This is a genomic window from Candidatus Limnocylindrales bacterium, assembly GCA_035626395.1.
GTDB lineage: Bacteria > Desulfobacterota > Binatia > UBA1149 > CAITLU01 > DASPNH01.
In genome coordinates this window covers 208,384-234,572 of the sequence record DASPNR010000007.1, presented here as the reverse complement: position 1 = coordinate 234,572, position 26,189 = coordinate 208,384, and the positions used below count along the sequence as shown (strand labels likewise).

Genomic DNA, 26,189 nt, shown 5'->3' with positions numbered 1-26,189 from the left:
TCACAGCGCGAGCTGCAGCAGCAGCAACAACAGCAGAGCCAGGTACAGGCCCGATACAGCCGGGCTCGCCACCGTCGACGTCAGAGCTCCGAGCTTCTCATCTCGCGAGAGGCCGTCGAACGGATTGGCCGGCGTCCGGCACGCGGCCAGCTCGGTCTCGTTGGCGCGCGGCAGCAGTTCGAGCCACTCGCGCACGCGCAGGCGCCGCATCTTGTAGATGACCCCGTAGTATGCGTACAGGGCATCGACCGACCAGAACGCCAGCACGGCGATCGCCACTGGCGGAAGCAGCGCGGCGCTGTCGTCGCTGCGCGCAGCGACCATCACACCAAGCAGCCACGCCAAGATCGTGACCATCTTGGTCACGGTGGTCATCACGATCTCCTTCTCGACGAACGAGGACAGCGAGCGGTGCTCGTCGAGCAGGCACTCGCGCTTGAAGTCGCGAAGGGCGGTGGTGGGGTCGGCGGTCATGGCGTCACCTCAAAAAAAGCGCGGGAGGCCCGATCAGGACCTCCCGCGGCAGATGGACGGGCGCCGGCGATGTCGGCTCTGCCGGGCCGCGACGGCGCCGGGCAATCAGATCTTGCCCTGCAGGAAGAACGCGATGACCAGAGCGTAGATCGCGAGGGCCTCGATCATGGCCAGACCGATGATCATTGGGGTCTGGATGCGGTCGGCCGAGTTGGGGTTGCGGCCGATCGACTCCATGGCCGAAGCCACCGCCCGGCCCTGGCCGAGCGCGCAGCCGAAGGCCGCGCCGGCAATGGCGATGCCTGCGCCAATACCGATCATGCCGGCCGCGCCGGCGCCGGCCGCTGCGGCAACCGCCGCATCGCCGTGATCCTGCGCCTGTGCGATCGACGCGAGCAGCGGGCTCGCCAGCAAGGCGCCAGCCGTCGTCATCAGAAACGTCTTGATCCTCTTCATCGTTGTCTCCATTTTCCCCACACCGTTTCTGTTTCGCCTGTCACCGCATCCTCTTCCTCTTCCACAACGGCGAGCGGTGCGAGATCGTGCGTGTCCGTCGGCCCTCAGTGATGCGCCGGCGCCATATGGGCATCGCCGTGAGCGTTCCCATGGCCATGGCCATGATCGTCGTGGTCGCCGTGGCCCATGGCCAGCGAGACGTAGATGATGCTGAGAAGCGTGAACACGAAAGCCTGAATGAGCGAGACGAAGGCGCCCAGGAAGTAGAAGATCACCGGAATGACCAGCTTGGTCAGGTCGGTGAAGATCTCGAGCACCAGGTGGTCGCCGGTCATGTTGCCGAAGAGTCGGAGGCCGAGCGAAACGGGACGCACGGCGTTGTCGATCAGCTCGAGCGGCACCATGAGGACGCCGAGCCACCAGACCGGGCCCACGAAGTGTTTGGCGTAGTTGACGATCCCCTGCGTCCGGATGCCGATGACGTTGAAGCCGATGAAGGAGGCCACGCCCATCGCGAACGTGATGTTGAAGTTGCTGGTGGGCGGAGAGAACCCCGGCAGCAGACCGAGCAGGTTGGCGATCAGGATGAAAATGAAGAAGCTGCCGAACAGCGCGATGTAGGGCCGGCCGCGGTCGGCGAGCACGCCGTCGACCATCGACTTCATCGCACCGACGAAGATCTCGGCGAGGTTGCGCGCGCTCAGCCTGCTGTCGGGAACCAGGTGCGTTCCGGCGGCACGCGCCGCGGCAAGCTGATGGTTGGCGCGCCACGCCCAGGCAATCAGGATCACCATGGCGAACAGGGCATGGAAGGTGTGCCCGGGAATCGCGTTGATGCCCGGGATCAGGCTGTGCCACGTGATCGGATGATGCTCCATCGGGTCCTCTGAGCCTCAGCGGCCTTCGGCTGCGTCGCTGTCTCGAGCGGCATCGCTGTCGTCGGCAGCGATGGGCGCGCCGAGAAGCGTCCCCTCGACGACGATCGCGACCACCAAAGTGCTGGCGCCGACCGCGAACGAGAGGGGGGCGACGGGCACCTGATAGAAGACGGCGGCGAGCAGCGCGAGCAGCAGAAAAAATTTCGCAACGAGCAGGAAAACCGTCACTTTCCCGCTGGCGGCGGGCGTAATAAGGCGCGAAACCAGCAACCGAAGCAAATAAAAATTGGCCAGCGCGAACGCTGCGCCGAGCGCGATGCCGGCGGCAGAGCCGATTCCGGTGACGGCCCCCGCCGCGGAAACGACCGCTGCCAACGCGGCCGCCACCACTGCAATGCGCGTGAGATCGGCGCGGCGCTGCATCAGCGGCGGTCGCGCGGCGCGCCGGTGCCGATGGCGATCAGCTGCCGGACCGCCGCGGCCAACGCCCCGAGGCCGAACACCAGGATGAACAGCGGCGAGGTGTCGAAGTAGCCGTCCAGCCACGATCCGATCAGGACCCCCGCTGCGATCGGCCACCCGAGGCTCCAGGCAACCGCCATCGCCTGGTAGGCCGCACGTTTGCGCTCGGGGCCGTCGCCGTTTCCACGCATGGCTGCCATCGTCGTCAGTCGGTCGCGGCCATGGCGCGCGCGGCCGCCGCTGCCGTCCGCTCGAGGTCCTCGTCGCTGTGGGCTCGCGATACGAACCATGCCTCGAACTGCGACGGCGCCGCCCAGATGCCTTCGTCGATGAGAGCGGCGAAGAACCTGCCAAACCGCTCGGTGTCGCAGGTCAGCGCCTGGTCGTAGTTCTCGACGCGGTCGGGACCGAAGAACAGAGTCATGATCGACCCGACGCGTTGCACGCAGCCGGCGCGGGTGCCGAGCGCGCCACGCAAAGCCGCTTCGAGCTTTGCCGATCGCTGCTCGAGCTCTTCGTAGACTTGCGGCGTCAACTGGCGCAGCGTTGCAAGACCGGCGGCGACGGCGAGCGGGTTCCCGGACAGTGTGCCGGCTTGATAGACGGGTCCGGCCGGGCTGATCTGCTGCATCAGATCCGCGCGCCCGCCGTACGCGGCCAACGGCAATCCACCTCCGGCGATCTTGCCGAGGCAGGTGAGGTCGGGCCGTACCTCACTGCAGCTCTGGAAGCCCGCCGGCCCCAATCGTAGGCCGCTGATGACTTCGTCAAAGATCAGCAGCGCGCCGACTTCGTCGGCGATGGCGCGCAGACCTTCGATGAAGTCGCTTTTGGCGGGAACGACGCCCATGTTGCCGGCAACCGGCTCGACGATGATTGCCGCCACCTCGCGATCGCAAACCCGACGCACCGATTCCAGATCGTTGTAGCGAGCGACGCGGGTAAGGCTGCTGATCTGCGCAGGCACTCCGGGGCTGTCGGGAACGCCGTGGGTGGTGGCGCCCGACCCCGCGCGCACCAGCAGCGAATCGCTATGTCCGTGATAACAGCCGGCGAATTTGATGATCGCGTCGCGGCCCGTGGCTGCGCGAGCCAGCCGCAGCGCGCTCATCGTGGCTTCGGTCCCCGAGCTGACCAGGCGAACCTGCTCGATCGATACAAATCGCGCGCAGATCTCTTCGGCAAATCGCACTTCCAACGCCGTCGCGGCGCCGAAGCTGGTGCCGTCGTCGAGCGCACGAACGATGGCGTCGCGCACGTCGGGATCGGCGTGCCCGAGAATCATCGGGCCCCACGAGCCGACATAATCTATGTACTCGCGTCCATCGACATCGATGATGCGTGATCCATTCGCGCGCGCGACGAAGCGCGGCGCGCCACCGACCGATGACCACGCACGAACCGGTGAATTGACGCCGCCGGGAATCACGCGGCGTGCACGCGCGAACAACATCTCCGATGTCTGCTTGTCTTCGTGCATCGGTTTTCGATCACCCTTGCTTCGTAAGCGTCGCACGCAACGCGCATGCACCGGCAACACGTCGTTATCTCGCGGCGTTACGAAAATTCCATTCGCATCCCTTGCATCACGCTTTTCGAAACATTACACAGCGCCTCTGTCGACGCGGGGCGGATTCGTAAGAACCGCATGGATGCCGAGCTTCCCCTGGCTCGGCAAATTGGACCGCCGAGGCGATCATCCGAAGCAATGAGCAGCATCGCGGGCGTTGGCTATCCACACCTGTCGATAAAGCTGTGTGCAACCGGCGGGATGCAAGGTGCAGATTCCTTCACGTAGCCAGTTGGAAGACGTTTGGAATCGGGCTGTTAGCTCGCTTCGTCGGCAACTGGACCACGATGAGTTCGAGAGCTGGATCCGGCCGCTGGTTCCGGTCTCTCTCAGCGGGGAGAACCTCGAAATCTCCGTCCCCAATCGGCTGTTCGCATCCTGGCTGGAGGAGAACTACCTCGAGCTCCTCACTACCGCCTGGGTCGAGGCGCATGGAAAGGAAACCACGTTCACGTTCACGTGGGATGGCAGCGGTCAGCAGGGCGAGCTCTTCAAGGAGTATGCCGACGACAAGAGCAAGCGCATCACGCTCAAGCGCAGCTCCAATCCGAGCGGGCTCATCGACCGTTACGACTTCGAGAACTTCGTCATCGGGCCCAGCAACCAGTTCGCCCGGGCGGCAGCCATGGCCGTGGCGCAGCAGCCGGGCACTCTGTACAACCCGTTTTTTCTCTACGGAGGCGTAGGCCTCGGCAAGACGCACCTCGCCAACGCAATCGGGCATGCCGTCCTGGCCAACGATGCAGACGCGCGCGTCCTGTTCCTGTCGGCCGACCACTTCACCAACCAGCTGATCGAGGCGATCGCGCGCAACAAGGCGCCCGCGTTCAAGAACAGGCTGCGCCGCGTCGATCTGCTCATCATCGATGACGTCCAGTTCCTGGCCGGGCGCGAACGGACCCAGGAAGAGTTCTTCCACGTCTTCAACGCGCTCTACGAAAGCGGCCGCCAGATCGTTCTGACCTGCGACAAGTTCCCGAACGAGCTGCAAGGAGTCGAGGAGCGTCTCTGCAACCGTTTCGGTTGGGGGCTCGTCGCCGACATCCAAACGCCCGACGTCGAAACCCGCATCGCGATTCTGGAGCGCAAGGCGCGCGCCGAAGGCGTCGAGCTGCCGATGGACGTCGCGGCATTCATTGCCGGCAAGGTCGACACCAACATTCGCGATCTGGAGGGCGCGCTGACGCGCATCAGCGCCCATGCATCGCTCAACGGGCGGCTCCTGGACCGACAGCTGGCCTCCGAGCTCCTGGCCGGCATCTATCCGGAGGAGGCACGCGTCATCACTCTCGACGCCGTCGAGAAGGGCGTCGCCTCTCACTTCGGGTTGCGCGCCGGTGATCTCAAAGCGAGACGGCGCACCAAGAAAATTGCAGAAGCGCGACAGGTCGCGATGTACCTGATGCGACAGTTCGGCGGCGCGTCCTATCCTGCGATCGGCAACCACCTCGGCGGCCGTGATCATTCGACGGTCATTCATGCCTGCCAGTCCGTGGAGCGCCGACGTCGCGAGGATGCACGCTTCCGTCTTCTTCTGGACACCGTCAGCAAGCGGATCGGCTGCGTCTGAACCGCTGCGGCGCGTCCCGCGCCGGCGCGAGCCATGAGCGCAGAGCACCGTGCGCGTCCGCCGTGGACAAGCTTTGCAGAAGATGTCGCTGGCTGGTGCGGTAGCGGCTTCCCATGCCGAGGCGGAAGGGCTATGCACCTGCCCTTGCGCGTGACCGCACAAGGGCTCTGCGCGAATTTCCTTCGCAACATCGAGCCCTTCAGCCGGATATCCCCGGGCTGGCGGCCAGCCATTAACAGCAAATAAGAAGAGATCCTTTTTTATGAGGAACGGATCCGGACGCAGGCCATGAACATCACGATCGGCAGCGAAGACTTTCTGCGACTCCTCGGCCGCACTCAGGGTGTGGTCGATCGGCGTCATGCGATGGCCATTCTGGCCAATCTGGTCATCGAGGCCGGAGCCGACGGGCTGGCCGTCGTCGCGACCGACCTCGAGGTCAGCCTGCGCCAGACCTGCCCCGCCAAGACGAGCGAGCCCGGCGCCATCGCCCTCTCGGCGAGAAAGCTCTTCGAGATCGTCCGCGAGTCCAGCTCGCCCGAGATCACCGTCCGCAGTCTCGACAACAACTGGGTTGGCGTCTCCTACGGCCGTTCCAACTTCCGGCTGGCCGGCATCGACCCAGCGGATCACCCGGGCATGCCTTCGGGAGGCCCGAACGGCGCCGACGCTCCGACCTTCGAGCTCGACGCCGCCGAGCTCGCCGAGATGATCACCAAGACGGTCTTTTCGGTCTCCCACGACGACACGCGCTCGAACCTGGCCGGTGTGCACCTGGACGCCGGCGCCAAGAAGGGAATGCTGCGGATGGTCGCGACCGACGGCCACCGCCTCGCGATGATCGACCGCAAGACCAAGGGCGGGGCGCTGAAGGAAGGCGTGATCCTTCCGCGCAAGGGGCTCAGCGAAGTTCTCAAGCTGCTGCCGGAGACGACAGGGACGGTGACGCTGAAGGTCTCGGCGAGCGAGGCCACGCTCGACCTTCCGGGCTGCACGCTGAGCATGCGCCTGGTCGAGGGGACCTTCCCCGACTACAAGCAGGTGGTGCCGAAGGAGAGCCCCAATCTCCTGCAGGTCGATCGCGATGCGCTTCTGCAGACGGTGCGCCGGGTATCCCTGCTGTCGAGCGAGCGCGCCCGCGGCATCCGCTTCGGTGTCAGCCCCGGCCGCCTGGAAATCAGCGCCAATGATCCCGATGTCGGCGAGGCGCGCGAGGACCTGGAGGTCGAGTACGGCGGTGCCGCTCTGGAGATCGGGTTCAACGCCCGCTACCTCCAGGAGGTGCTGCAGGTGCTGCCGGAAGGCTCCAAAGTCGAGATCGGGCTCGGCGACCAGCTGAGCCCCGGCGTCATCCGAGGGGCCGACCCGAGCTACAGCTACGTGGTCATGCCGATGCGCATCTGAGGCGCCGCCGCCGCCTGCACAGGGCACCGGCGGGGAAGCCGCCTTAGTCTGCGCCCAGGCCGCCAGCTCGCGCGTAACCTGCTGAAAATACAGTAGGAATCATTGAGGCTGCGCGCAGGTCTCGGCTTTACTTCAGCGCGGGTCACTGATACCTACGATCAATTCTCCGAGGAGAGTTCGGGTCCCCATGGCGGCCTGTGGCGACGGTGGCTCGTCGCAATGCAGGCAGCGCCCAGGCTGATTGGCGAATGGCAGCAGAGAAGGCAGCGCAAATAGGCAAGACGGCCGGCCCGAACGACTACGGCGCCGATGCCATCAAGGTGCTGGAGGGCCTGGAGGCCGTCCGCAAGCGCCCCGGCATGTATATCGGCGACACCGGCGAGCGCGGCCTCCACCATCTCGTGTTCGAGGTCGTCGACAACTCGATCGACGAAGCACTCGCCGGCCACTGCGACACGATCGAAGTCGAGATCCACGTCGACAACAGCATCACCGTCACCGACAACGGCCGCGGCATACCGGTCGAAATTCATCCGACCGAAGGCGTCTCGGCCGCCGAGGTCGTGCTGACCAAGCTGCACGCGGGCGGCAAGTTCGACAAGAAGTCGTACGCCGTCTCCGGCGGCCTCCACGGCGTCGGTGTCTCCGTCGTCAATGCGCTGTCGCATTGGCTCGAGGTCGAGATCCGGCGCGACGGCAAGGTCTGGCAGCAGCGCTACAAGATCGGCGTTCCCGAAGCGCCGCTCGCCGAAGTCGGCACGACGACCAAGCGTGGCACGACGGTGCACTTCCTGCCCAACAGCGACATCTTCGAGACCACCGAGTTCAGCTTCGACCTGCTGGCCAGCCGGTTGCGTGAGCTCGCGTTCCTGAATCGCGGCGTACGCATCTCGCTCGAGGACGAGCGTGCGGGCGCCAAGAAACAGGAGTTCTTCTACGAGGGCGGCATCGTCTCCTTCGTCGAGCATCTGGGCGGAAAGAAGCAGCCGATCCACAACAAGGTCATCTACCTTTCGGGCAAGCGCTCGGGCATCGAGATCGAAATCGCGATGCAGTGGAACTCCGGCTATTCCGAGAACGTCTACACCTTCGCCAATAACATCAACACGATCGAAGGCGGCACGCATCTTTCCGGCTTCCGGTCGGCGCTGACGCGCACGATCAACAACTACGCCACCGCCAACAACATCGTGAAGAAGGGTGACGAGGCTATCGAAGGCGACGACTGCCGCGAAGGCCTTACGGCGGTGCTGTCGGTGAAGGTTCCCGAGCCGCAGTTCGAAGGGCAGACCAAGACCAAGCTCGGCAACAGCGAGGTCAAGGGCCTCGTGGAAGCGCTGATCAACGAGCACCTGGCGACGTACTTCGAGGAAAACCCGGGCGATGCGCGCAAGGTCGCCAACAAGGCGCTCGAGGCTGCGCGCGTGCGCCTGGCCGCACGCAAGGCCAAGGAGCTGGCGCGCCGCAAGGGAGCGCTCGATTCCGCATCGCTGCCCGGCAAGCTCGCCGACTGCCAGGAACGCGATCCTTCGCGCAGCGAGCTCTACATCGTCGAGGGCGATTCCGCAGGAGGGTCGGCCAAGCAGGGCCGCGACCGCCGTTTCCAGGCCATCCTGCCGCTCAAGGGCAAGATCCTGAACGTCTGGCGCGCCCGCTTCGACCGCACGATCTCCTCCGAAGAGATCCGCGTCCTGATCACCGCGCTCGGGATGGGCATCGGCGACGGCGACGAGAAGAACGTCGAGAAGCTTCGCTACCACACGATCGTCATCATGACCGACGCCGACGTGGACGGCTCGCACATCCGCACGCTGCTGCTGACGTTCTTCTATCGGCACTTCCGCGAGCTCATTGCCGAGGGCCACGTCTTCATCGCACAGCCGCCGCTGTTCCGCGTGCGCCGCGGCAAGTCCGAACGCTACCTCAAGGACGAGGGAACGCTTGCGGATTACCTGATCGACCTCGGCGTCGAGGACGTCAAGGTGAAGTCGAAGGGCGCGGGACGCAGCGTCGCCGGCGACCAACTCAAGAAAGTCCTCAAGGAACTCGCCGAGATCGACCGTCTGCTCGAGCTCCTCGAGAAAAAGCGCCGCCACCGCGACGTCACTTCGATCCTGGCCGGCACCGACGCGATGGGCCCGGCGCTGCTCGCCGACCCTCAGGCGCTGCGCACGGCGGTGGACGCGATGCTGGCCGAGCTCGTGCAGCAGCACCCGGAGCTGGAACCGGCGCACGCCGAGTATTCGCAGGACAGCGAGCACAACTGCGAGCGCTTCACTGTCGTCTGCCGCCTCAACGGCGCGGCTTCGCGTACGCTGGTCGACAAGGCGCTGCTCGAGTCACCCGAGTTCCTGCGCCTGCGGCGCCTGATCACGGGCATCTCCAGCATCGGCAAGGCCCCCTACGTCGTCACGTTCGGCAAGACGGAGCAGGAAGTGGCCACGCTCAAGGAGCTCCACGACACCATCATGGCCAACGCGCGCAAGGGCACGGACATCCAGCGCTACAAGGGTCTCGGCGAGATGAATCCCGAGCAGCTGTGGGCGACGACGATGGACCCCGAGATGCGCACGCTCCTGCAAGTGCGGCTCGACAACGAATACGAGGCGCAGGAGATGTTCGACAAGCTGATGGGCGAGGAAGTCGAAGGCCGTCGCCGCTTCATCGAGGACAATGCCCTGAACGTCCGTAACCTCGACGTCTGAGCCGATGGCACCGATCGGCAAGTTCCCACCGGTTCCCGTCACCATCGAGGACGAGATGCGTACGTCCTACATGGACTACGCCATGAGCGTGATCGTCGGGCGCGCCCTGCCCGACGTCCGCGACGGACTCAAGCCCGTGCACCGCCGCGTCCTGTACGCGATGAGCGAGCTCGGCAACGAATGGAACAAGCCGCCCAAGAAGTCGGCGCGCGTCGTCGGCGACGTCATCGGCAAATTCCATCCGCACGGCGACACCGCGGTCTACGACACGATCGTGCGCATGGCGCAGGACTTCTCGCTGCGCTACCCGCTGATCAGCGGTCAGGGCAATTTCGGTTCCGTCGACGGCGACCGACCGGCCGCGATGCGGTACACGGAGGTGCGCCTGGCGCGCATCGCCGCAGACATGCTGGCGGACATCGACAAGGAGACCGTCGAGTTCGTCCCCAACTACGACGAGACGACGCACGAGCCCGCGGTGCTGCCGGCGCGGCTCCCGAACCTGCTCGTGAACGGATCGGCCGGCATCGCCGTGGGAATGGCAACCAACATTCCACCGCACAACCTCGGCGAGATTTGTGACGCGCTGCTCGCCGTCATGGATGATCCCGACATCAAGATCGAGAAGCTGCTGCGGATCGTCAAGGGTCCTGATTTCCCGACCGGCGGCATCATCTACGGCCGCCAGCCCATCGTCGATGCGTACAAGACCGGCCGCGGCGTCCTGACCGTCCGCGCGCGCGCCAACACCGAGACCGAAGAGCGTACGGGGCGCACGCGCATCGTCGTCACCGAGATCCCCTACCAGCTCAACAAGACGCGGCTGATCGAAAAGATCGCCGAGCTGGTCAACGACAAGAAGCTCGACGGGATCTCCGACCTTCGCGACGAATCGGACCGCGAGGGCATGCGCATCGTCATCGAGCTCAAGCGCGATGCCGTGCCGCTGGTGGTGCTGAACAATCTCTACAAGCAGACGCCGATGCAGGATTCGTTCGGCATCATCATGCTGGCGCTGGTCGGGGGCCGCCCGCGGCTCCTCAATCTCAAGCAGATGCTCGAGGAGTTCATCGCGCATCGCAAGGAGATCATCACTCGCGCCACGGTCTTCGACCTGCGCAAGGCCGAAGCGCGGCTGCATCTGCTCGAAGGCCTGAAGATCGCGCTCGACAACCTCGATGCCGTGATCAAGCTCATTCGCGGCTCCAAGGATACGCCGACCGCCAAGGACGGCCTGATGAAGAGCTTCGGCCTGAGCGACATCCAGGCGCAGGCGATTCTCGACATGCGTCTGCAGCGCTTGACGGGGCTGGAGCGCGACAAGATTCTCGAGGAGTACCGCGAGACGCAGAAGGTTATCGAACGGCTGCGGCAGATCCTCGCCGACGAGCGTGAGGTCGTCAAGATCATCGCCACCGACCTGGAGACGCTGCGCAAGCAGTATGGCGACGAGCGCCGCACGCAGATCGAGGACGCGACCGGCGAGATCACGATCGAAGACATGATCGTGGAAGAGGAGATGGTCGTGACCGTCTCCCACGAAGGCTACATCAAGCGCAACGCCGTCTCGCTCTATCGCGCGCAGCGCCGCGGAGGCCGCGGCAAGGTCGGCGCCACGACGAAGGGCGAGGACTTCGTCGAGCACATGTTCACGGCCTCGACGCACGACTACGTGCTGTTCTTCACCAATCGCGGGCGCGTCTACTGGAAGAAGGTGCACGAGCTTCCGCAGGCGGGCCGTGCCGCGCGCGGCAAGGCCATCGTCAACCTCCTGCAGCTCGCGCCCGGCGAGCAGCTCTCGACGTTCCTGCCTGTGCGGGACTTTTCGGAAGATACGTTCGTCCTGTTCGCGACCGCCAAGGGCATTGTCAAGAAGACCCCGCTGCTCGAGTACTCCCGCCCCCGAGCCAGCGGCATCATCGCCATCAACCTGACCGACGGTGACGAGCTCATCGCCGCGCGCCTGACTGCAGGCGACGACCAGGTGGCGCTCGCGACGCGCAGCGGACAGCTCGCGCGGTTCAACGAGAGCGAGGTGCGGCCGATGGGCCGCGGCGCCGGCGGCGTGCGCGGCGTCAACGTGGACGAGGATGACCGCGTCGTGGCGATGGAGATCGTGCGGCCCGGCGCGACGCTGCTGACGGTGTCCGCCAACGGCATGGGCAAGCGCAGCCCGGTCGACGACTACCGTCTGATCCATCGCGGCGGCAGCGGCGTCAAGACGATGAATCTGACGCCGAAGACCGGTCCGGTCGTGGGCGTGCTGCAGATCCTCAGCGACGAGGACGAGGTCATGATCGTCACGAGCGACGGCAAGATGATCCGCATCGCGATGGAAAACGTGCGGATCATGAGCCGCAACACCCAGGGCGTCACGCTCGTCAAGCTCGACGTCGAGGCCGGCGAGCACGTGGTTTCGGTTGCGCCGGTAGCGGAGAAGGAAAGCGGCGGCGACGAGGAGTGATTCATCGGTGACCACGCGTGCGGCAGTGATCGGAGCGGGCAGCTGGGGAACTGCCCTGGCCACGATGCTCTCGGAGAAAGGCTACGACGTCGCACTGTGGTCACGCGGCGCCGAAGTCGCCAGCGCCATCAACGAGCACCACGAGAACCGCGCCTATCTGCCCGGCGTTCCGCTCTGTCGGCGGCTGCGCGCCACTACCGATCTCCGTGAGGCCGTGGCCGAGGCCGAGCTGGTCGTGGCCGTGGTTCCTTCGCACGCGATGGCCGAGACGATGAAGCGCGCTGCGTCGGAGACGCGGCCCGACGCGCTGGTGGTTTCGGCCAGCAAGGGCATCGAGGACGACAGCCTGAAGACGATGCACGGCGTGATCTCCGACGCCGTCGGCGACGGCACGCGTGTAGGATGCCTGTCGGGGCCGAGCTTCGCGGTCGAGGTCGCTTCGGGAAAGCCGGCGGTGGTCGTGGCCGCCGCCGAGACCGACGAGGTCGCCGAACGCATCCAGCACTACTTCCACGCGCCGATGCTGCGCGTCTACCGCAGCACCGACGTCGTCGGCGTCGAGCTCGGCGGCGTGGTCAAGAACGTCATGGCCATCGCCACCGGAGTATCCGACGGCCTCGGCTACGGGCTCAATGCGCGAGCCGCGACCATCACGCGCGGGCTGGCCGAGATCATGCGGCTGGCCGTTTCGATGGGCGCGCGCCCGGAGACGATGTCGGGGCTGTCGGGCATCGGCGACCTCGTGCTCACCTGCACGGGCGACCTCTCGCGAAACCGGCAGGTCGGGCTGAGACTCGGGCGCGGCGAGTCGATCGGCGAGATTCTTTCGAGCATGCGGATGGTGGCCGAAGGCGTTCGCAATACGCGATCTGTCAAGAACCTGGCGGACCGGCAGGGAGTCGAGATGCCCATCGTCGAGTGCGCCTACAAGGTCCTCTACGAAAACATGCCGCCCACCCAGGCGCTCGAGGAACTGTTCCGGCGGCGCCTCAAGCCCGAGTTCGACTGACAGGCGCCTGCCTCCTACGCCGCCATGTCCAGCCGGTGATGTGCGTTGACAAGCGTACCCTTCGCTGACAAAAACCCCTGGCTGCGGTCATGGGACCGCGCGCCCGTCAGGGTGCACCGCCAAGGGAACTGCCACCGTGAAGAGAACATACCAGCCTAGCAATGTCCGACGGCGCCGCCGTCATGGTTTCAGGGCTCGCATGGCCACGCCAGGCGGCAGGCTGGTGATCAAGCGTCGTCGGGCGAAGGGACGCAAGCGGCTTGCCGTTACGACCCCGGCCAAGCGCGCGCATCGGTAGCACGGACCAGCGGCTGACAAGGGCGCACCGCATCCGCTCGCGCAGGGACTTTCTCAAACTCCAGCGCGGCAGACGCGGCCAAGCGACAGAGCACTTCCTCGTCCTCCAGGGACCGAGTCCCACCGGAGAGACCCGCCTGGGAATCACCGCGAGCCGCAAGGTCGGTGGCGCGGTGGAGCGGAACCGAGTGAAGCGCCGAGTCCGCGAATTTTTTCGATTGCACCGGACAAAGTTGCAGCCGGGCTCCGACATCGTGGTCATCGTAAGAGCCGGCGCGGAAACACTGGGCTTCAAGGATGTGGAACGCGAGTTGGCAGCCGTTCTCCAGCGGGACACCGACAGCGGCGGCGAACGATGATGCGATGTTCGCCGCGCGTCGTCTGCCCATGGAGATGCTCGGCCGCCTCCTTCTCGCGATCATCGCGATCTACAGGACGCTGATCTCGCCCGTGCTGGGGCCGAGCTGTCGATTCCATCCAACCTGCTCAAGCTATGCTGCCGAAGCGATCCGTCGATACGGACCTTTGCGCGGCACCGCGCGCGCGCTCGGGCGCATCGCCCGATGCCATCCCTTTTGCGAGGGAGGCTATGATCCCGTTCAGTAGAACCAGGGACCACGAGGACAGGCTGCAGCCGCTGGAGGCGGCTGCGTGGAAACGAGATTAGTCCTGGCCCTTGCCCTGTCGCTGGCGATCCTGGTCGGATTCCAGCTCCTGGTCCCTGCGCCGCCGCCTGCTCCGGACGCGCAGCAGACCACCAGTGCAAGCTCGCCCGAAGCACCGAACGCGGTTTCGGACGTCGCTGCCAGCGGCGCCCCCGAGCCGGCCGCTGATGCCGCCGCCCCGCCCGGCCCGACGCTCGAGGTCCGCACGGACCTTTACCGTGCCGTCTTCGTCTCGCGCGGCGGCCGCCTGACCAGCTTTGAGCTCAACAAGTATCCTGCCACCGCCGACCCCGAGAGCGGTCCTTACGATCTCATTCACGCCGATGGCGCGAAACCGCTCGCCGTGGTGTGGCGCAGCGCGACGGGCGGCGTCGTCGATGACCGGGCCATTGCCTATGAGCTCAAGTCCACGGCGACCGAGGTCGGTCCAGGACAGACCGCCACGGTAACGATGGTTGGCCGCACGGCCTCGGGCGGGACGGTCTCGAAGACGCTCGAGCTGCGCGGCGGCAGCTACCTTCTCGGGTATACCGTAGAGGCCAAGGGCCTGGGTGCCACGCCGATCGGCGTCTCGTGGTCGCGCGGACTGACGGCCGACAGCAGCCAGGCAGCCAACGAGGGACCGGTCGCCTACGTGGACATGGACCTGCAGTTCTTCGCCGCCAATGGCCTGACGGAGCCGGCGGTGCTCGAGGGCCGCTTCTCCTGGGCCGGCTATGCCGAGCACTACTTCCTGGCGGCGTACGTCCCCGAGGAGCCGGTGCCGGCCAAGCTGATCGCGGCCACGGGCGACGGCGCCGGCCAGGCAACGCTGTGGTCGACCGCGCCAACCGAGCGGGTCCAGTACCAGATGTACATCGGGCCCAAGAGCATGCCCGAGCTGGAGAAGCTCGGGCATGACCTCGACCAGGCCATCGACCTCGGATGGTTCTGGATCATCGCCAAGCCGCTGATGTGGGCGCTGCTGCTGATCGAGCGCGTCGTCGGCAACTACGGCTGGGCCATCATTCTGCTCACCATCGCAGTCCGCCTGCTCTTCTACCCGGTCAACAAGAGGCAGATCGAGGCCATGAAGGGCATGCAGCGCATCCAGCCCGAGATCCAGAAGATCCAGGAGCGCTTCAAGGACGATCGCGAAAAGCTCAATCGCGAGATGATGGAGCTGTACCGGCGGCACAAGGTCAACCCGCTCGCGGGATGCCTGCCCATGTTGCTGCAGCTGCCGGTCTTCGTCGGCCTCTACAACGTTTTGCTACAAGCCATCGAGCTCAGGCACGCACCGTTCTTCGGCTGGATCGACGATCTCTCCCAACCCGACAGGCTCGGACACCTGGCCATTCCATTCCTGTCGCCGCCGGGCATACCGGTCCTGACGCTGCTCATGGGCGCCAGCATGATCGTTCAGCAAAAGATGACGCCGAGTACGGCGGATCCCACGCAACAGCGCATGATGCTCTTCATGCCCGTGATCTTCACGGTGATGTTCGTGAACTTCCCCGCCGGTCTGGTGCTCTACTGGCTCTCCAACAACATCCTGTCGATCGGGCAGCAATACCTGTCCAACCGTCAGGCCAGCTAGGGTACCGTCATGTCCACGACCATCGAAGCGCAGGGCCGAACCATCGATGAGGCCATTCAAGTGGCGCTCAACCAGCTCGGCACCAGCCGCGACAAAGTCGACATCGAAATCGTCCATCATCCTCGCGCCGGGTTTCTCGGTATCGGCGCACGGCGTGCCAAGGTGCGTGCGACGCTGCGCCGCGGAGTGATGCTGGACGGAGAGGAGTTCGACATGTCGGCCTCCAGCGACCTGTCGGAGAAACCGCGGCGCCGGCGCCGCCGCGGCGGCCGCGGCCGAGGGACTCGCGCCGAGGGCGGCGAGACCCGCGCGCCCGAAGAGAAAGAGCGGCGAGCCGACAGCGGCGGCCGCGAGCAGCGTGGCGGCCGCGAAGAGCAACGACCCCGGGAAGACCAGCGCGGGCGGCAGCGCGACCGCGATCGTGAGAAGCGGCCGCGAGAGGAGCAGCGCGGCCGCGGTCGCGATGACCAGCGCCGCGAGGACCGTCCTCGCGACGAGCGCGGCAGGGACGAGCGTCAGAACCAGGAGCGCCCGCGAGAGGAGCGGCCGCGAGAGGAGCGCCCGCGAGAGGAGCGCGGCCGTGGTGAACGCGGCGGTCGCGATCGACGGGGCGGCCGCGGCCAGGGCGGCGAGGGCCGCGACAGACGCGGCCGCTCGCAGGAGCCGCGCGGCGAACGTCCGCGCGGCGAAACGAGACAGGCGGATGCGGCGTCACCCGGCGCGGAATCGGAAAACCGAGAGCACCTGCCGGAGCCGGCGCAGCGAGCCGAACTGCCGCGTTGGACGCGCAACGACAGCTCCGCAGAGGGTGCAGCCGGCCAAGGCGCTGCAGCCGAGCCGACGCCGGCCTCCAGTCTCGGCGGAATGTCGAGTGCCGAGCCTGGACCGGAGCCGGGCAGCGACGCCGAGGAGGCCCGCGGCGCCGCCGGCGAGAGCGTCGATCTTGAAACGGCGCGTGAGCGGGCTCTGCAGATCGTGCAGGATCTGATGAGCCGGATGGGCTTCCCCTGCGACGTGGCCGCCGAGATCGACGACGTCGTCGGAGAGGTCGTCGTCTCCGTTCGTGCCGATAGCGAAGGCCTGCTCATCGGACGCCGCGGCCAGACGCTCGACTCGCTCGAGCACATCGTCAATCGCATGGTCATGCGCGGCGAAGGCTCCGGGGACGGGCGCGTGCTGCTCGACATCGGCGACTATCGGCGCCGGCGGCGCGAAGCGCTCATCGATCTCGCGCAGCGTCTGCGCGGGCGGGCGCTCGGCGAGCAGCGTACCGTGCAGGTCAGTCCCATGAGCCCACGCGACCGTAAGTTCTTCCAGCAGGCGCTCGCCGCCGAAGCCGACGTGGAGGTGCGCGCGCTCGGCGCCGGGTTCTACCGACGCATGATCGTGGCCCCAGCCGGAATGGGTGCGGCCGCCATGGCCGAGGCCGAGCGTGCCGGCTCGATGGAAGATGAGGAAGGGCCCGGCGACCTGCACGATTCTTCGGCCGACCCCGAGCAGGAGCGCTGAGGCGCAGGCGCGGCGCATGTACCGCGCCGACACCATCGTCGCGTGCGCCACGCCGCCGGGACGAGGGGCCATTGCCATCGTTCGCCTGAGCGGGCCCGACTGCCGCACGATCGCCGACCGCATCTTCCGCCCGACGCGCGCCGGCAGCTGGCGTGGCTGGCAGATGCGGCACGGCACGATCGTGGCCGAGCGACCCATCGATGAAGCGCTGGCCGTCTTCTTCCCGGCTCCGCGCACGTACACGGGCGAGGACATGCTCGAGCTCCAGTGCCATGGCTCGCCGCTGGTGGTCGAGCAGGTGTTGCAGGCGGCCATGACGTGCGGGGCGCGTGCCGCAGAGGGCGGCGAATTCAGCCGCCGCGCCGTGCTCAATGGCCGAATGGACCTGCTGCAGGCGGAGGCGGTTGCCGACCTGATCGACGCGCGCATCTCTGCCGGCGCCCGCGCGGCCTGGGAGCAGCTTCAGGGAGCGCTGTCGCGGCGGATGATGGAAATCCGCTCGCGCATCGTGGCCGTGCTTGCCGACGTGGAGGCGCACGTCGATTTCTCCGACGACGAGCTTCCCGACGAGAACTGGCCGAACCGGCGCGCCGCGGTCGCCGAGATCGCGGCCGACATCGACGCGCTCCTGGCCGGCTTCGATGCCGCGCGACGCCACCGCGAGGGCTTGCGTGTCGTAGTCACTGGACGGCCGAACGCCGGCAAATCCAGCCTCATCAATCGTCTGCTCGGCAGCCAGCGCATGATCGTGACCGACGAGGCCGGCACCACTCGCGACGTGGTGGAGGAGACGGTCGATCTGGGCGGGCTGGCCCTGGTACTGACGGACACCGCGGGGCTGCGCGACTCGAGCAGCATTGCCGAGAACGAGGCGGTTTCACGAGCGCGCCGCGCGGTCGATGAGGCGGACATCGTGCTCTATGTCGTCGACGCTTCGCGGCCGGTGGCGCCGCAGGACCTGGCCTGGCTGTCGCAGCTCGCTGGCAGGCCGCACCTGCTCGTCCAGAACAAGAGCGATCTGCCGGCGATGGCTGGCCGAGGCGCTGTCTGCGATGGCGTGACGGCGGTGGCTACCAGCGCTCTTACCGGACAAGGGTGCGAGGAGCTGGCGGAGCGGCTCAAGCACTTGACGGCGCAGTTGCTGGAGGCGCAGCCGACGTGCATCAGCCGCGTTCGTCATCGCACCGCGCTCGCCGACGTGCGAGCCAGCCTGAACGCTGCGTGCGCCGCCATGGAGCGAGAGACCGCCGCCGAGATTGCCGCGCTGGAGCTGCGGACGGCTCTCCACGCGCTGGCATCGCTGACGGAGCCGACGGACAACGAGGAGGTGCTGGACGTCATCTTCGCCGAGTTCTGCATCGGAAAGTGAAGCACGGGTACGAGGGACCAACATGGATTTCGATGTGATCGTCGTCGGGGCCGGGCATGCGGGAATCGAGGCGGCGCTGGCGTGTGCGCGGCTGCAGCAGCGCACGCTGATGCTGACCATGAGCCTGGATAGCGTCGGACAGATGTCGTGCAACCCCGCCATCGGCGGGATCGGCAAGGGCCATCTCGTGCGCGAGATCGATGCGCTCGGCGGTGAAATGGGCCGTGCCATCGACGAATGCGGCATCCAGTTCCGCAAGCTCAACACACGCAAGGGGCCGGCCGTGCAGGCGTCGCGCGCCCAGGCGGACAAGGCGCGCTACCGCCTTCGCATGAAGCGCGTGGTCGAATCCACCGCCAATCTGGTGACCATGCAGGCGCACGCCATCGATCTGATCGTCAGCAACGGCCGCGTGCGTGGCGTGCAGACCGAGCACGGTGAGCGCATCGGTGCGCGCGCAGTCATTCTGACCACGGGAACGTTCCTGAATGGTCTCATGCACGTCGGCGACCGCCGGCAAAGCGGAGGCCGGGCCGGGGACGCGGCAGCGACGGGAATGACGGCAGCTCTCGAGCGGCTCGGGCTGGTGACGGGCCGACTGAAGACCGGCACGTGTCCGCGTCTGGATGGCCGCACCATCGACTACGCTCGGCTCGAAGAGCAGCCGGGCGAGTGCGAGCCGGAGGGCTTTTCGTTCGACGGCGAACGGCCCGGGCTGCCGCAGGTGTCGTGCCATGTTACGTACACGAATGTAAACACGCACGCCGTCATCCGGGATTCCATCGATAAGTCGCCGATTTACAACGCGACCATCTCATCACGAGGGCCGCGGTACTGCCCTTCGATCGAAGACAAGGTGATGAAGTTCCCGGATCGCGACCGGCACCGGATCTTCCTGGAGCCCGAAGGGCTCGACACCAGCGAGGTCTACCCCAACGGCCTGTCGACCTCGTTGCCGCTGGCGGTGCAGAAGGATTTCGTCCGCACGATCGCGGGGCTGGAGCGGGCGATCATCGTGCGTGCCGGATATGCCATCGAGTACGATTACGTTGTGCCGACCCAGCTCACCTCCGCGCTATGCGTCAAGGAAGTGCCGGGGCTCTACCTGGCGGGCCAGATCAACGGCACCACCGGTTACGAGGAGGCCGCGGCGCAAGGACTGATGGCGGGGATCAACGCGGCGCTCGAGCTTCAGGGCCGCGAGCCGCTCATTCTGGACCGTTGCGCTGCCTATATCGGCGTTCTGATCGACGACCTCGTCACGCGCGGCGTCGACGGCGAGCCATATCGGATGTTCACGTCCCGCGCCGAGTTCCGGCTTCTGCTACGCGAGGACAACGCGGACCTTCGGCTCGGCGAGCACGCAGCGGACGTCGGGCTCCTTCCGGCGGATCGCGTGCGCAGGATGCGTCGGAAGCGCGAGGAAATCGCTGCTGGCGTTGCGGCGCTGCGCTCTACCCGCGTCCGCCCGACGCAGCAGACCAACGGTGCGTTGGAAGCGATGGGCCAGGCGGCTCTGGTCGGCACGTCCTCCGCGTTCGAGCTGCTCAAGCGTCCGGGCATGACGTATGCAGCGCTGGCGCCGCTGGCGGGCCTGCCGCGCTTTACGCGCGCCGTCGAGCAGCAGCTCGAGATCGACGCGGCCTACGACGGATATGTCCGCCGGCAGCAGGACGAAGTGCAAAGGCTTCAGGGGCTGGAAGCTGCACGCATCCCCGAGGGGATGAGCTACGGCGATGTCCATGGGCTTTCTGCCGAGGCCACCGAGAAGCTGCAGCGGCTGGAGCCACGCTCGCTCGGCCAGGCGGCCCGGATCAGTGGGATCACTCCGGCGGCAGTGACTGCGCTGGCGCTTCACCTCAAGCGACGGCGTCAGGTCTCGTGACGAGCCGTGTCCAACGACGCGAGCAGCTGGAGCGTGGAGCGGCCGAGCTCGCGGTCGCGCTGCCGGCGCCGGCCGTCGAAAAGCTGCTTGCGTTCCTGGACCTCCTCTACGCCTGGAATCGAACGGCACGATTGACGCGGGTCGCTCCGGAGGACGCCGTTCGGCTCCACCTGCTGGACTCGCTAGCGATCGTTCCCGTGGTTTCGGCCGGCTCTGTGGCCGACCTCGGCACCGGTGGAGGCCTGCCCGGGATCCCGCTGGCCATCGCGCGAGATGACGTGCAAGTCGCGCTGGTCGAGTCGAACCGGCGCCGCTGCAGCTTCCTGAGCGAGGCGGTGCGAGAGATCGCCGTGCCGTGCGAGATCGTGGAGATGGACGTGGGCGGCCTGACCGCTACCGGCCGGGTATTCGATACCGTCGTCTCGCGCGCGTTCCGGGCGCCGGACGAGATGCCCGCGCTGGCGGAGCCGCTGCTGAGCGCCGGGGGCAGCCTCATCGTGATGTCCGCGCCGAGCTCGTCCGCCGACGTGGAGGCCATGAAGGCGACCGCGTCGCTGCGGGTTGCGGAGGAACGCCGCTACGTGCTGCCCGGCGGCAACGAAGCGCGGCTGCTCGTGAAATTGCGCCGAGAGACGTAGCCGCGACGCGGCGACCTGCCTACGGAAGGCGCAGCGGCCGTCCCGGCGCTCCCAAAGTTCGATGCTGCCGGGGTCGGCGGGTCCAGCACGTTTCACGTGAAACATCGTCTCGCCTTTCCGCGTGCCCGTACCGGACACGGGCCTATGCCGGCCGCCGTGTGTTTCACGTGAAACATCGATCGGCTGTGCGACGGTCTTTAGCTTTCGGTCGGGTGCTGTGGTAGCCAGCGAAGAACCGCGGCATCGGATGTCGTTGCGGTTGTGGTGGTGGTATGGGCCTGACGATTGCCGTAGCCAATCAGAAAGGCGGGGTCGGTAAGACGGCGACGGCCGTCAACCTCGGCGCGGCACTTGCGCTCGAGAAGCACCGAACCCTGCTGATCGATCTCGATTCCCAGGGAAGCGCGACCAGCGGGCTCGGCGAGGCGCGCCAGTCCGGCGCCTCCTCCTATGAGCTTCTGACGGCCGACCTGTCGGTGCACGCGGCTGCCAAGCCGACGGCTGTTCCAGGGCTGGACCTCGTATGCGCCACCCGCGACCTCGCTGGGGCCGAGATCGAGCTGGTCGCGGCCAAGGACCGGCAGTGGCGCCTGCGCGAGAAGCTCGACCCCGCCCGAGAAGCGTACGAGTTCGTCCTCATAGATTGCCCGCCTGCGCTTGGGATGCTGACGCTGAACGCGCTGTCCTGCGCCGACGGCGTCCTCGTACCGTTGCAGTGCGAGTTCTACGCGCTCGAGGGCCTGGGCGCCCTGCTAGAGACGATCGAGCGGGTGCGGGCCGCGTTCAATCCGCAGCTCGAGGTTCTCGGGATCCTACTGACGATGTACGACTCACGCACCTCCCTCAGCCGTCAGGTCGCCCAGGAGGTGCGCGGCCATTTCGCCGACAAGGTGCTGCACGCGATGGTGCCTCGCAACGTCCGGATCAGCGAAAGCCCCTCGCATGGCATTCCCGTCGTTGTCTACGATCCCGCGTCGACGGGTTCGGCCGCCTATCGGCAGGTCGCACGGGAGATTCTTCAGATGGCCGCGCGTCGCCAGGGCGAGGCGCGGATGCAGGGAGGGCAGTTGGGATGAGGCAGCCATTGGGCAGAGGCTTGGATGCGATTTTTGCTGGGAACGAGCAGGGGCAGCCCCGGGATGGGGGCGTAAATTCAGGGAAGCCGCTATTGGTGCCGATCGAGAGGGTCGTTGCCGGTCGCGGTCAGCCCCGGCGGCGGTTCGATGACGCTCAGCTCGACGACCTGGCAGCGTCCATCCGCGAGAATGGGATCCTCCAGCCGCTGGTGGTCGTTGCCCGCGGCGGCAGCTACGAGCTCATTGCGGGCGAACGAAGGTTGCGCGCAGCGGCGCGCGCAGGCCTGGAGAAGGTTCCGGTGGTGCTGCGAGAGGCGTCGTCGGACTCCGAGCACCTGGAGCTGGCGCTGGTCGAGAACATTCAGCGCGAAGACCTCGGAGCGCTGGAGCGCGCACGCGCGTACGAGCGGCTACTGGAGACCCATGGCCACACCCAGGATGACATCGCGCGCAGAATCGGGAAGTCGAGGTCCGCAATTGCCAACACGTTGCGCCTTCTCGCGTTGCCGCAGCCGGTGCTCGAAGGTTTGGAGCAGGGTCTGATCACCGAAGGCCATGCGCGGCCGCTGCTGGCGCTGCCTACGGCGGCTCGCCAGATCGAAGCCATGCAGGCGATCGTTCGCCGGGGCCTTTCCGTCCGCGATGCCGAGCAGCTGGTGAAGGATTGGACGCAGGTCGATGGCCAGATCAGCACGCAGGGGGCGGCAGCGAAGAAAAAACGTCCATCGTCGCTCATGGAGCAGTCGCTGAGCCGTAGTCTGGGCACGAAGGTGCGCCTGCGCGGCAGTGACAACAAAGGCCGTATCGAGCTCGAGTTCTACTCCCGCGAAGAATTAACGCGGCTAATCGATCTGCTGACGTCAGTCGCGGTGCGCTGAATTTTGACAACCTTCCGATGCGATGGTAGCGGAGGGCGCTTCCCGGCCACCACCATCGTCCATTCGCAGCATCACATGCCGGCTGCGAATCAGAGGACCGCGCTTGGCCAGGTCGCATGCTTCCGTCCGCCGTGCAGGCGAGGCTGGGAATCGATAGGGGCCATCACGCGCGTCGTATGCTTACCTTTCCGCCGGACGTAACTTTCCTGATCCAGCTCGTGGCCTTTTTTGGCCTGCTTTTCGTGCTGGCTCGGCTCCTTTTCGCGCCGTTCCTCGATCTGCTGGACGAGCGCGCCGCTCGAACGGTCGGCGACGCGGCGGCCGCCGCCGAGCAGACGGTCCAGGCGCAGGCGCTGGCCGCGCGCATCGATGAGGAGCTCGCCAAGGTTCGCGCGCAAACGATGTCGGAAGTCGATGCGATGCGGCGCCAGACCAAGGAAGAAGAGCGGGAGATTTTCGCACGCGCGCAGGCAGACGCCGCCGGACGGCTCGGCGAGCTGCGCAGCTCGGTTGCAGCCGCAACCGCCGAGGCGCGGCAGACGCTGGCGGGTGATGCCAGGGCACTCGCGGATCAGATGGTCGCTGCCGTGCTCGGCAAAGGGAGCAACGCGTGAAGGCATGGTCCGTCAGCTTGTTGCCGATGACGGCAATCGCCGCCTATCCCGCTGTCGTTTCGGCGGCGACCGGGGCCGATCATGTCGAGGGCCATTCCACGGCCGCCTGGCTGGCGCTGTGCTTCTCGTTCGTCAACTTCTTCATCTTCGCTTTTCTCATGTACCGATTCGCGTGGCCGGCGGTGCGCGATTTCCTCGTCAGTCGCAGCGTCGAGCTGCGTGAGGCGATGTCGGTTGCCGCCAAGGCGCGCGAAGAAGCCGACAAGATCCGCCGCGAGTATGCCGCCAAGGAAGCGGCGCTCGACGAAACCCGACGGAAGATGATCGAGGAGCTGCGCGAAGGCGCGGCGCGTGATCGTGAACGGCTGCTCGAGGAAGCGCGCCTGGCCGGCGAGCGGCTGCGTCTGGACGCGGAGCGCCGGGCAGAATCGGAGCTTGCCCGTGCGCGGCGCGAGCTGCGTGCGGAGGCCGCACGGCTTGCCGCGGACATCGCCGAGCGCGACATCCGCAGCAGGCTCGGCGATGCCGACCAGTCTCGCCTGGTGCGGGAGTTCGTGGATGGGGTGTCGCAGTGATCGGCGGATCGATCGCACGAAGGTATGCGCGCGCTCTTTTCGACCTCGCTCGTGAGGCGAACGAGATCGAGGGCGTGGCCGCGGCGCTGGCCGAGCTGGCAACGGCCGTTGATCAGCAGGCGCCGGGGACGCTGGCGCCTGGATTGCTTACGCGCGAGCAGCGCGAGCAGCTCGCGAAGGCGCTTTCCTCGCGGTTGGGGTCCCTGCTGGGCCGGTTCCTCGCCGTGGTCGCCGACAACGATCGCCTCGAGCACCTGCCGCGCATTCACGAATGGTTTCAGCGCCTGCAGGACGAAGCGGCTGGCAGGGTGCGCGTGCGCGTGCGAAGCGCCGGCCCTTTGAGCAACGAGCAGCTGGATTCGATCCGCTCCCGGTTCCAGGCCGTGACGGGCCGGGGAGTGCTGACCGAGGTGGAATCGGACCCGTCGCTGATCGGCGGGGTGACGGTCGAGGCCGAAGGGAAAGTGTACGACGGAAGCGTGCGGACGCAGCTTCAGCGCCTAGAGCGGCTGATGGCAGGCCAGGCCTGAGCGCCGGCACAGACGGGGACGACGACCTTGCCCGCGGGGGCCGGGTAAAGGGAAACGGGAGAATTCTGGTGCAGCAGATCAAGGCATCCGAGATCAGTGATCTCATCCGACAGCAGATTCGCGACTTCGGCCGCCAGGTCGAGGTTCGCGAGACTGGGCGGGTTCTGGCCACCGGTGATGGAATCGCGCGAATTCACGGCCTCGATCGTGCCGCTTCGGGTGAGCTGCTCGAATTCGAGAACGGCGTTCTCGGCATGGTGCTCAACCTGGAGGAGGACAACGTCGGTGCGGCGATCTTCGCCGATCCCGAGATGGTGCGCGAAGGATCCGAAGTGCGGCGCACCGGCCGCATCGCCGATGTTCCGGTCGGCGAGGCAATGCTCGGGCGCGTCGTCAACGCGCTCGGCCAGCCCATCGACGGCCTCGGCGAGATCAAGACGCCGCATCGACGCCGCATCGAAGTGAAAGCCCCGGGCATCGTCTCTCGCGCGCCCGTGAAGCAGCCTCTTCAGACCGGCGTCAAGGCCATCGACTCGATGATCCCGATCGGCCGCGGCCAGCGTGAGCTCATCATCGGTGACCGCCAGACCGGCAAGACCGCCATCGCCATCGACACGATCATCAATCAGAAGGGCGGCGACGTCCTGTGCATCTATGTCGCGATCGGTCAGAAGCGCTCGACGGTGGCGCAGGTCGTCGACCGGCTGAAGAAGCACGGCGCCATGGATTACACGATCGTCGTGGCGGCGACCGCGTCCGAATCGGCCCCCCTTCAGTTCATCGCGCCCTACGCCGGCGTCACGATGGGCGAGTACTTCCGTGACACCGGCCGCCACGCCCTGATCATCTACGACGATCTGTCCAAGCAGGCCGTCGCCTATCGCCAGCTTTCCCTGCTGCTGCGCCGTCCGCCGGGCCGCGAAGCCTATCCCGGCGACGTCTTCTACCTGCACTCGCGGCTGCTCGAGCGCGCCGCCAAGATGAGCGACGCCGAAGGCGGCGGATCACTGACGGCCCTGCCGATCATCGAGACGCAGGCCGGCGACGTGTCGGCGTACATTCCGACCAACGTCATCTCGATCACCGACGGCCAGATCTATCTTGAAACCGACCTGTTCTACTCGGGCGTCCGCCCGGCCGTGAACGTCGGTCTTTCGGTGTCGCGCGTGGGCGGATCGGCGCAGATCAAGGCCATGCGACAGGTCGCAGGCTCGCTCCGCCTGGACCTGGCTCAGTACCGCGAGATGGCGGCATTCGCGCAGTTCGGATCCGATCTGGATGCGGCAACGCAGCGCATGCTCGCGCGAGGCCAGCGACTGGTGGAGGTCCTCAAGCAGGACCAGTACGTGCCGCAGCCCGCGGAGCAGCAGGTCGTCACCATCTTTGCCGCCATCAACGGCTTCCTCGACGGCGTCGAGGTCGGCAAGATCCGACGCTACGAGGAGGAGCTGCGCGGCTTCATGCAGCGCTCGCACCCGGACGTCTACAAGCTGGTGAGCGAGAAAAAGGAGCTGACTGACGAGGTGAAGTCGCGCCTGACGGCCGTTCTCACCGAGTTCAAGGGCGTGTTCGGGGCCTGACC

The 26,189-nt window shown here is 66.5% G+C and carries 25 protein-coding genes; 19 read left to right on the top strand and 6 right to left on the bottom strand.

Going from position 1 to position 26,189, the window contains the following annotated elements:
* The 6 genes from VEC57_04450 to hemL form a co-directional block, all read right to left on the bottom strand.
* The gene (locus VEC57_04450; GenBank protein HYB98365.1) at nucleotides 1-474 is read right to left on the bottom strand and encodes a hypothetical protein; all 474 of its coding nucleotides are present in this window, start codon (nucleotides 472-474) and stop codon (nucleotides 1-3) included.
* A gap of 105 nt (nucleotides 475-579) precedes the next feature.
* Nucleotides 580-930 (bottom strand): ATP synthase F0 subunit C, encoded by a 351-nt coding sequence (atpE, locus tag VEC57_04445; protein HYB98364.1) that lies wholly within the window; start codon nucleotides 928-930, stop codon nucleotides 580-582.
* A 104-nt stretch (nucleotides 931-1,034) separates the two neighbouring features.
* On the bottom strand, nucleotides 1,035-1,808 hold the full coding sequence (gene atpB / locus VEC57_04440) for a F0F1 ATP synthase subunit A (GenBank protein HYB98363.1): 774 nt from the start codon (nucleotides 1,806-1,808) through the stop codon (nucleotides 1,035-1,037).
* Between the two features lie 15 nt (nucleotides 1,809-1,823).
* Nucleotides 1,824-2,231, bottom strand: coding sequence for a hypothetical protein (locus tag VEC57_04435; protein HYB98362.1), 408 nt, complete (start codon nucleotides 2,229-2,231; stop codon nucleotides 1,824-1,826).
* Nucleotides 2,231-2,470: an AtpZ/AtpI family protein gene (locus VEC57_04430; protein ID HYB98361.1), complete on the bottom strand. Its 240-nt coding sequence runs from the start codon at nucleotides 2,468-2,470 to the stop codon at nucleotides 2,231-2,233. The genes VEC57_04435 and VEC57_04430 overlap by 1 nt, the downstream gene beginning before the upstream one ends.
* Before the next feature lie 5 nt (nucleotides 2,471-2,475).
* The gene (hemL, locus tag VEC57_04425; protein HYB98360.1) at nucleotides 2,476-3,750 is read right to left on the bottom strand and encodes a glutamate-1-semialdehyde 2,1-aminomutase; all 1,275 of its coding nucleotides are present in this window, start codon (nucleotides 3,748-3,750) and stop codon (nucleotides 2,476-2,478) included.
* A 322-nt stretch (nucleotides 3,751-4,072) separates the two neighbouring features.
* Between hemL and dnaA the strand changes: the two genes are divergently transcribed.
* The 19 genes from dnaA (at nucleotide 4,073) to atpA (ending at nucleotide 26,187) form a co-directional block, all read left to right on the top strand.
* Nucleotides 4,073-5,410: a chromosomal replication initiator protein DnaA gene (gene dnaA / locus VEC57_04420; GenBank protein HYB98359.1), complete on the top strand. Its 1,338-nt coding sequence runs from the start codon at nucleotides 4,073-4,075 to the stop codon at nucleotides 5,408-5,410.
* 288 nt (nucleotides 5,411-5,698) lie between these two features.
* Nucleotides 5,699-6,814, top strand: coding sequence for a DNA polymerase III subunit beta (gene dnaN, locus VEC57_04415; GenBank protein HYB98358.1), 1,116 nt, complete (start codon nucleotides 5,699-5,701; stop codon nucleotides 6,812-6,814).
* A 248-nt stretch (nucleotides 6,815-7,062) separates the two neighbouring features.
* Nucleotides 7,063-9,519 (top strand): DNA topoisomerase (ATP-hydrolyzing) subunit B, encoded by a 2,457-nt coding sequence (gene gyrB / locus VEC57_04410; protein HYB98357.1) that lies wholly within the window; start codon nucleotides 7,063-7,065, stop codon nucleotides 9,517-9,519.
* Between the two features lie 4 nt (nucleotides 9,520-9,523).
* Nucleotides 9,524-11,983 carry a DNA gyrase subunit A gene (gene gyrA, locus VEC57_04405; protein ID HYB98356.1) on the top strand — a complete coding sequence of 820 codons (2,460 nt, stop codon included), beginning with the start codon at nucleotides 9,524-9,526 and terminating at the stop codon, nucleotides 11,981-11,983.
* 7 nt (nucleotides 11,984-11,990) lie between these two features.
* Nucleotides 11,991-12,992, top strand: a complete 1,002-nt coding sequence (locus VEC57_04400) for an NAD(P)H-dependent glycerol-3-phosphate dehydrogenase (GenBank protein ID HYB98355.1) — start codon at nucleotides 11,991-11,993, stop codon at nucleotides 12,990-12,992.
* A 136-nt stretch (nucleotides 12,993-13,128) separates the two neighbouring features.
* Nucleotides 13,129-13,290 (top strand): 50S ribosomal protein L34, encoded by a 162-nt coding sequence (rpmH, locus tag VEC57_04395; protein ID HYB98354.1) that lies wholly within the window; start codon nucleotides 13,129-13,131, stop codon nucleotides 13,288-13,290.
* The gene (gene rnpA / locus VEC57_04390) at nucleotides 13,253-13,648 is read left to right on the top strand and encodes a ribonuclease P protein component (GenBank protein ID HYB98353.1); all 396 of its coding nucleotides are present in this window, start codon (nucleotides 13,253-13,255) and stop codon (nucleotides 13,646-13,648) included. The genes rpmH and rnpA overlap by 38 nt, the downstream gene beginning before the upstream one ends.
* A 4-nt stretch (nucleotides 13,649-13,652) precedes the next feature.
* On the top strand, nucleotides 13,653-13,895 hold the full coding sequence (gene yidD / locus VEC57_04385) for a membrane protein insertion efficiency factor YidD (protein ID HYB98352.1): 243 nt from the start codon (nucleotides 13,653-13,655) through the stop codon (nucleotides 13,893-13,895).
* A gap of 45 nt (nucleotides 13,896-13,940) precedes the next feature.
* Nucleotides 13,941-15,533 carry a membrane protein insertase YidC gene (yidC, locus tag VEC57_04380; protein HYB98351.1) on the top strand — a complete coding sequence of 531 codons (1,593 nt, stop codon included), beginning with the start codon at nucleotides 13,941-13,943 and terminating at the stop codon, nucleotides 15,531-15,533.
* A gap of 9 nt (nucleotides 15,534-15,542) precedes the next feature.
* A complete protein-coding gene (gene jag, locus VEC57_04375; GenBank protein ID HYB98350.1) occupies nucleotides 15,543-17,042 on the top strand; it encodes an RNA-binding cell elongation regulator Jag/EloR in 1,500 nt (499 codons plus the stop codon).
* Nucleotides 17,043-17,058: 16 nt separating this feature from the next.
* Nucleotides 17,059-18,411 (top strand): tRNA uridine-5-carboxymethylaminomethyl(34) synthesis GTPase MnmE, encoded by a 1,353-nt coding sequence (gene mnmE, locus VEC57_04370; GenBank protein HYB98349.1) that lies wholly within the window; start codon nucleotides 17,059-17,061, stop codon nucleotides 18,409-18,411.
* Between the two features lie 22 nt (nucleotides 18,412-18,433).
* Complete coding sequence (mnmG, locus tag VEC57_04365) at nucleotides 18,434-20,296, top strand: tRNA uridine-5-carboxymethylaminomethyl(34) synthesis enzyme MnmG (protein HYB98348.1); 1,863 nt, start codon at nucleotides 18,434-18,436, stop codon at nucleotides 20,294-20,296.
* The gene (gene rsmG / locus VEC57_04360; protein ID HYB98347.1) at nucleotides 20,293-20,934 is read left to right on the top strand and encodes a 16S rRNA (guanine(527)-N(7))-methyltransferase RsmG; all 642 of its coding nucleotides are present in this window, start codon (nucleotides 20,293-20,295) and stop codon (nucleotides 20,932-20,934) included. The genes mnmG and rsmG overlap by 4 nt, the downstream gene beginning before the upstream one ends.
* Nucleotides 20,935-21,206: 272 nt before the next feature.
* A complete protein-coding gene (locus tag VEC57_04355; GenBank protein ID HYB98346.1) occupies nucleotides 21,207-22,010 on the top strand; it encodes a ParA family protein in 804 nt (267 codons plus the stop codon).
* On the top strand, nucleotides 22,007-22,888 hold the full coding sequence (locus VEC57_04350) for a ParB/RepB/Spo0J family partition protein (protein HYB98345.1): 882 nt from the start codon (nucleotides 22,007-22,009) through the stop codon (nucleotides 22,886-22,888). Before VEC57_04355 ends, VEC57_04350 begins: the two co-directional genes overlap by 4 nt.
* Nucleotides 22,889-23,064: 176 nt before the next feature.
* Nucleotides 23,065-23,502 carry an ATP synthase F0 subunit B gene (locus tag VEC57_04345; GenBank protein ID HYB98344.1) on the top strand — a complete coding sequence of 146 codons (438 nt, stop codon included), beginning with the start codon at nucleotides 23,065-23,067 and terminating at the stop codon, nucleotides 23,500-23,502.
* Complete coding sequence (locus VEC57_04340; GenBank protein HYB98343.1) at nucleotides 23,499-24,077, top strand: ATP synthase F0 subunit B; 579 nt, start codon at nucleotides 23,499-23,501, stop codon at nucleotides 24,075-24,077. Before VEC57_04345 ends, VEC57_04340 begins: the two co-directional genes overlap by 4 nt.
* Nucleotides 24,074-24,607, top strand: coding sequence for an ATP synthase F1 subunit delta (gene atpH, locus VEC57_04335; protein ID HYB98342.1), 534 nt, complete (start codon nucleotides 24,074-24,076; stop codon nucleotides 24,605-24,607). Before VEC57_04340 ends, atpH begins: the two co-directional genes overlap by 4 nt.
* A 68-nt stretch (nucleotides 24,608-24,675) precedes the next feature.
* Nucleotides 24,676-26,187 carry a F0F1 ATP synthase subunit alpha gene (gene atpA, locus VEC57_04330; protein ID HYB98341.1) on the top strand — a complete coding sequence of 504 codons (1,512 nt, stop codon included), beginning with the start codon at nucleotides 24,676-24,678 and terminating at the stop codon, nucleotides 26,185-26,187.
* Nucleotides 26,188-26,189: the final 2 nt, after the last annotated feature.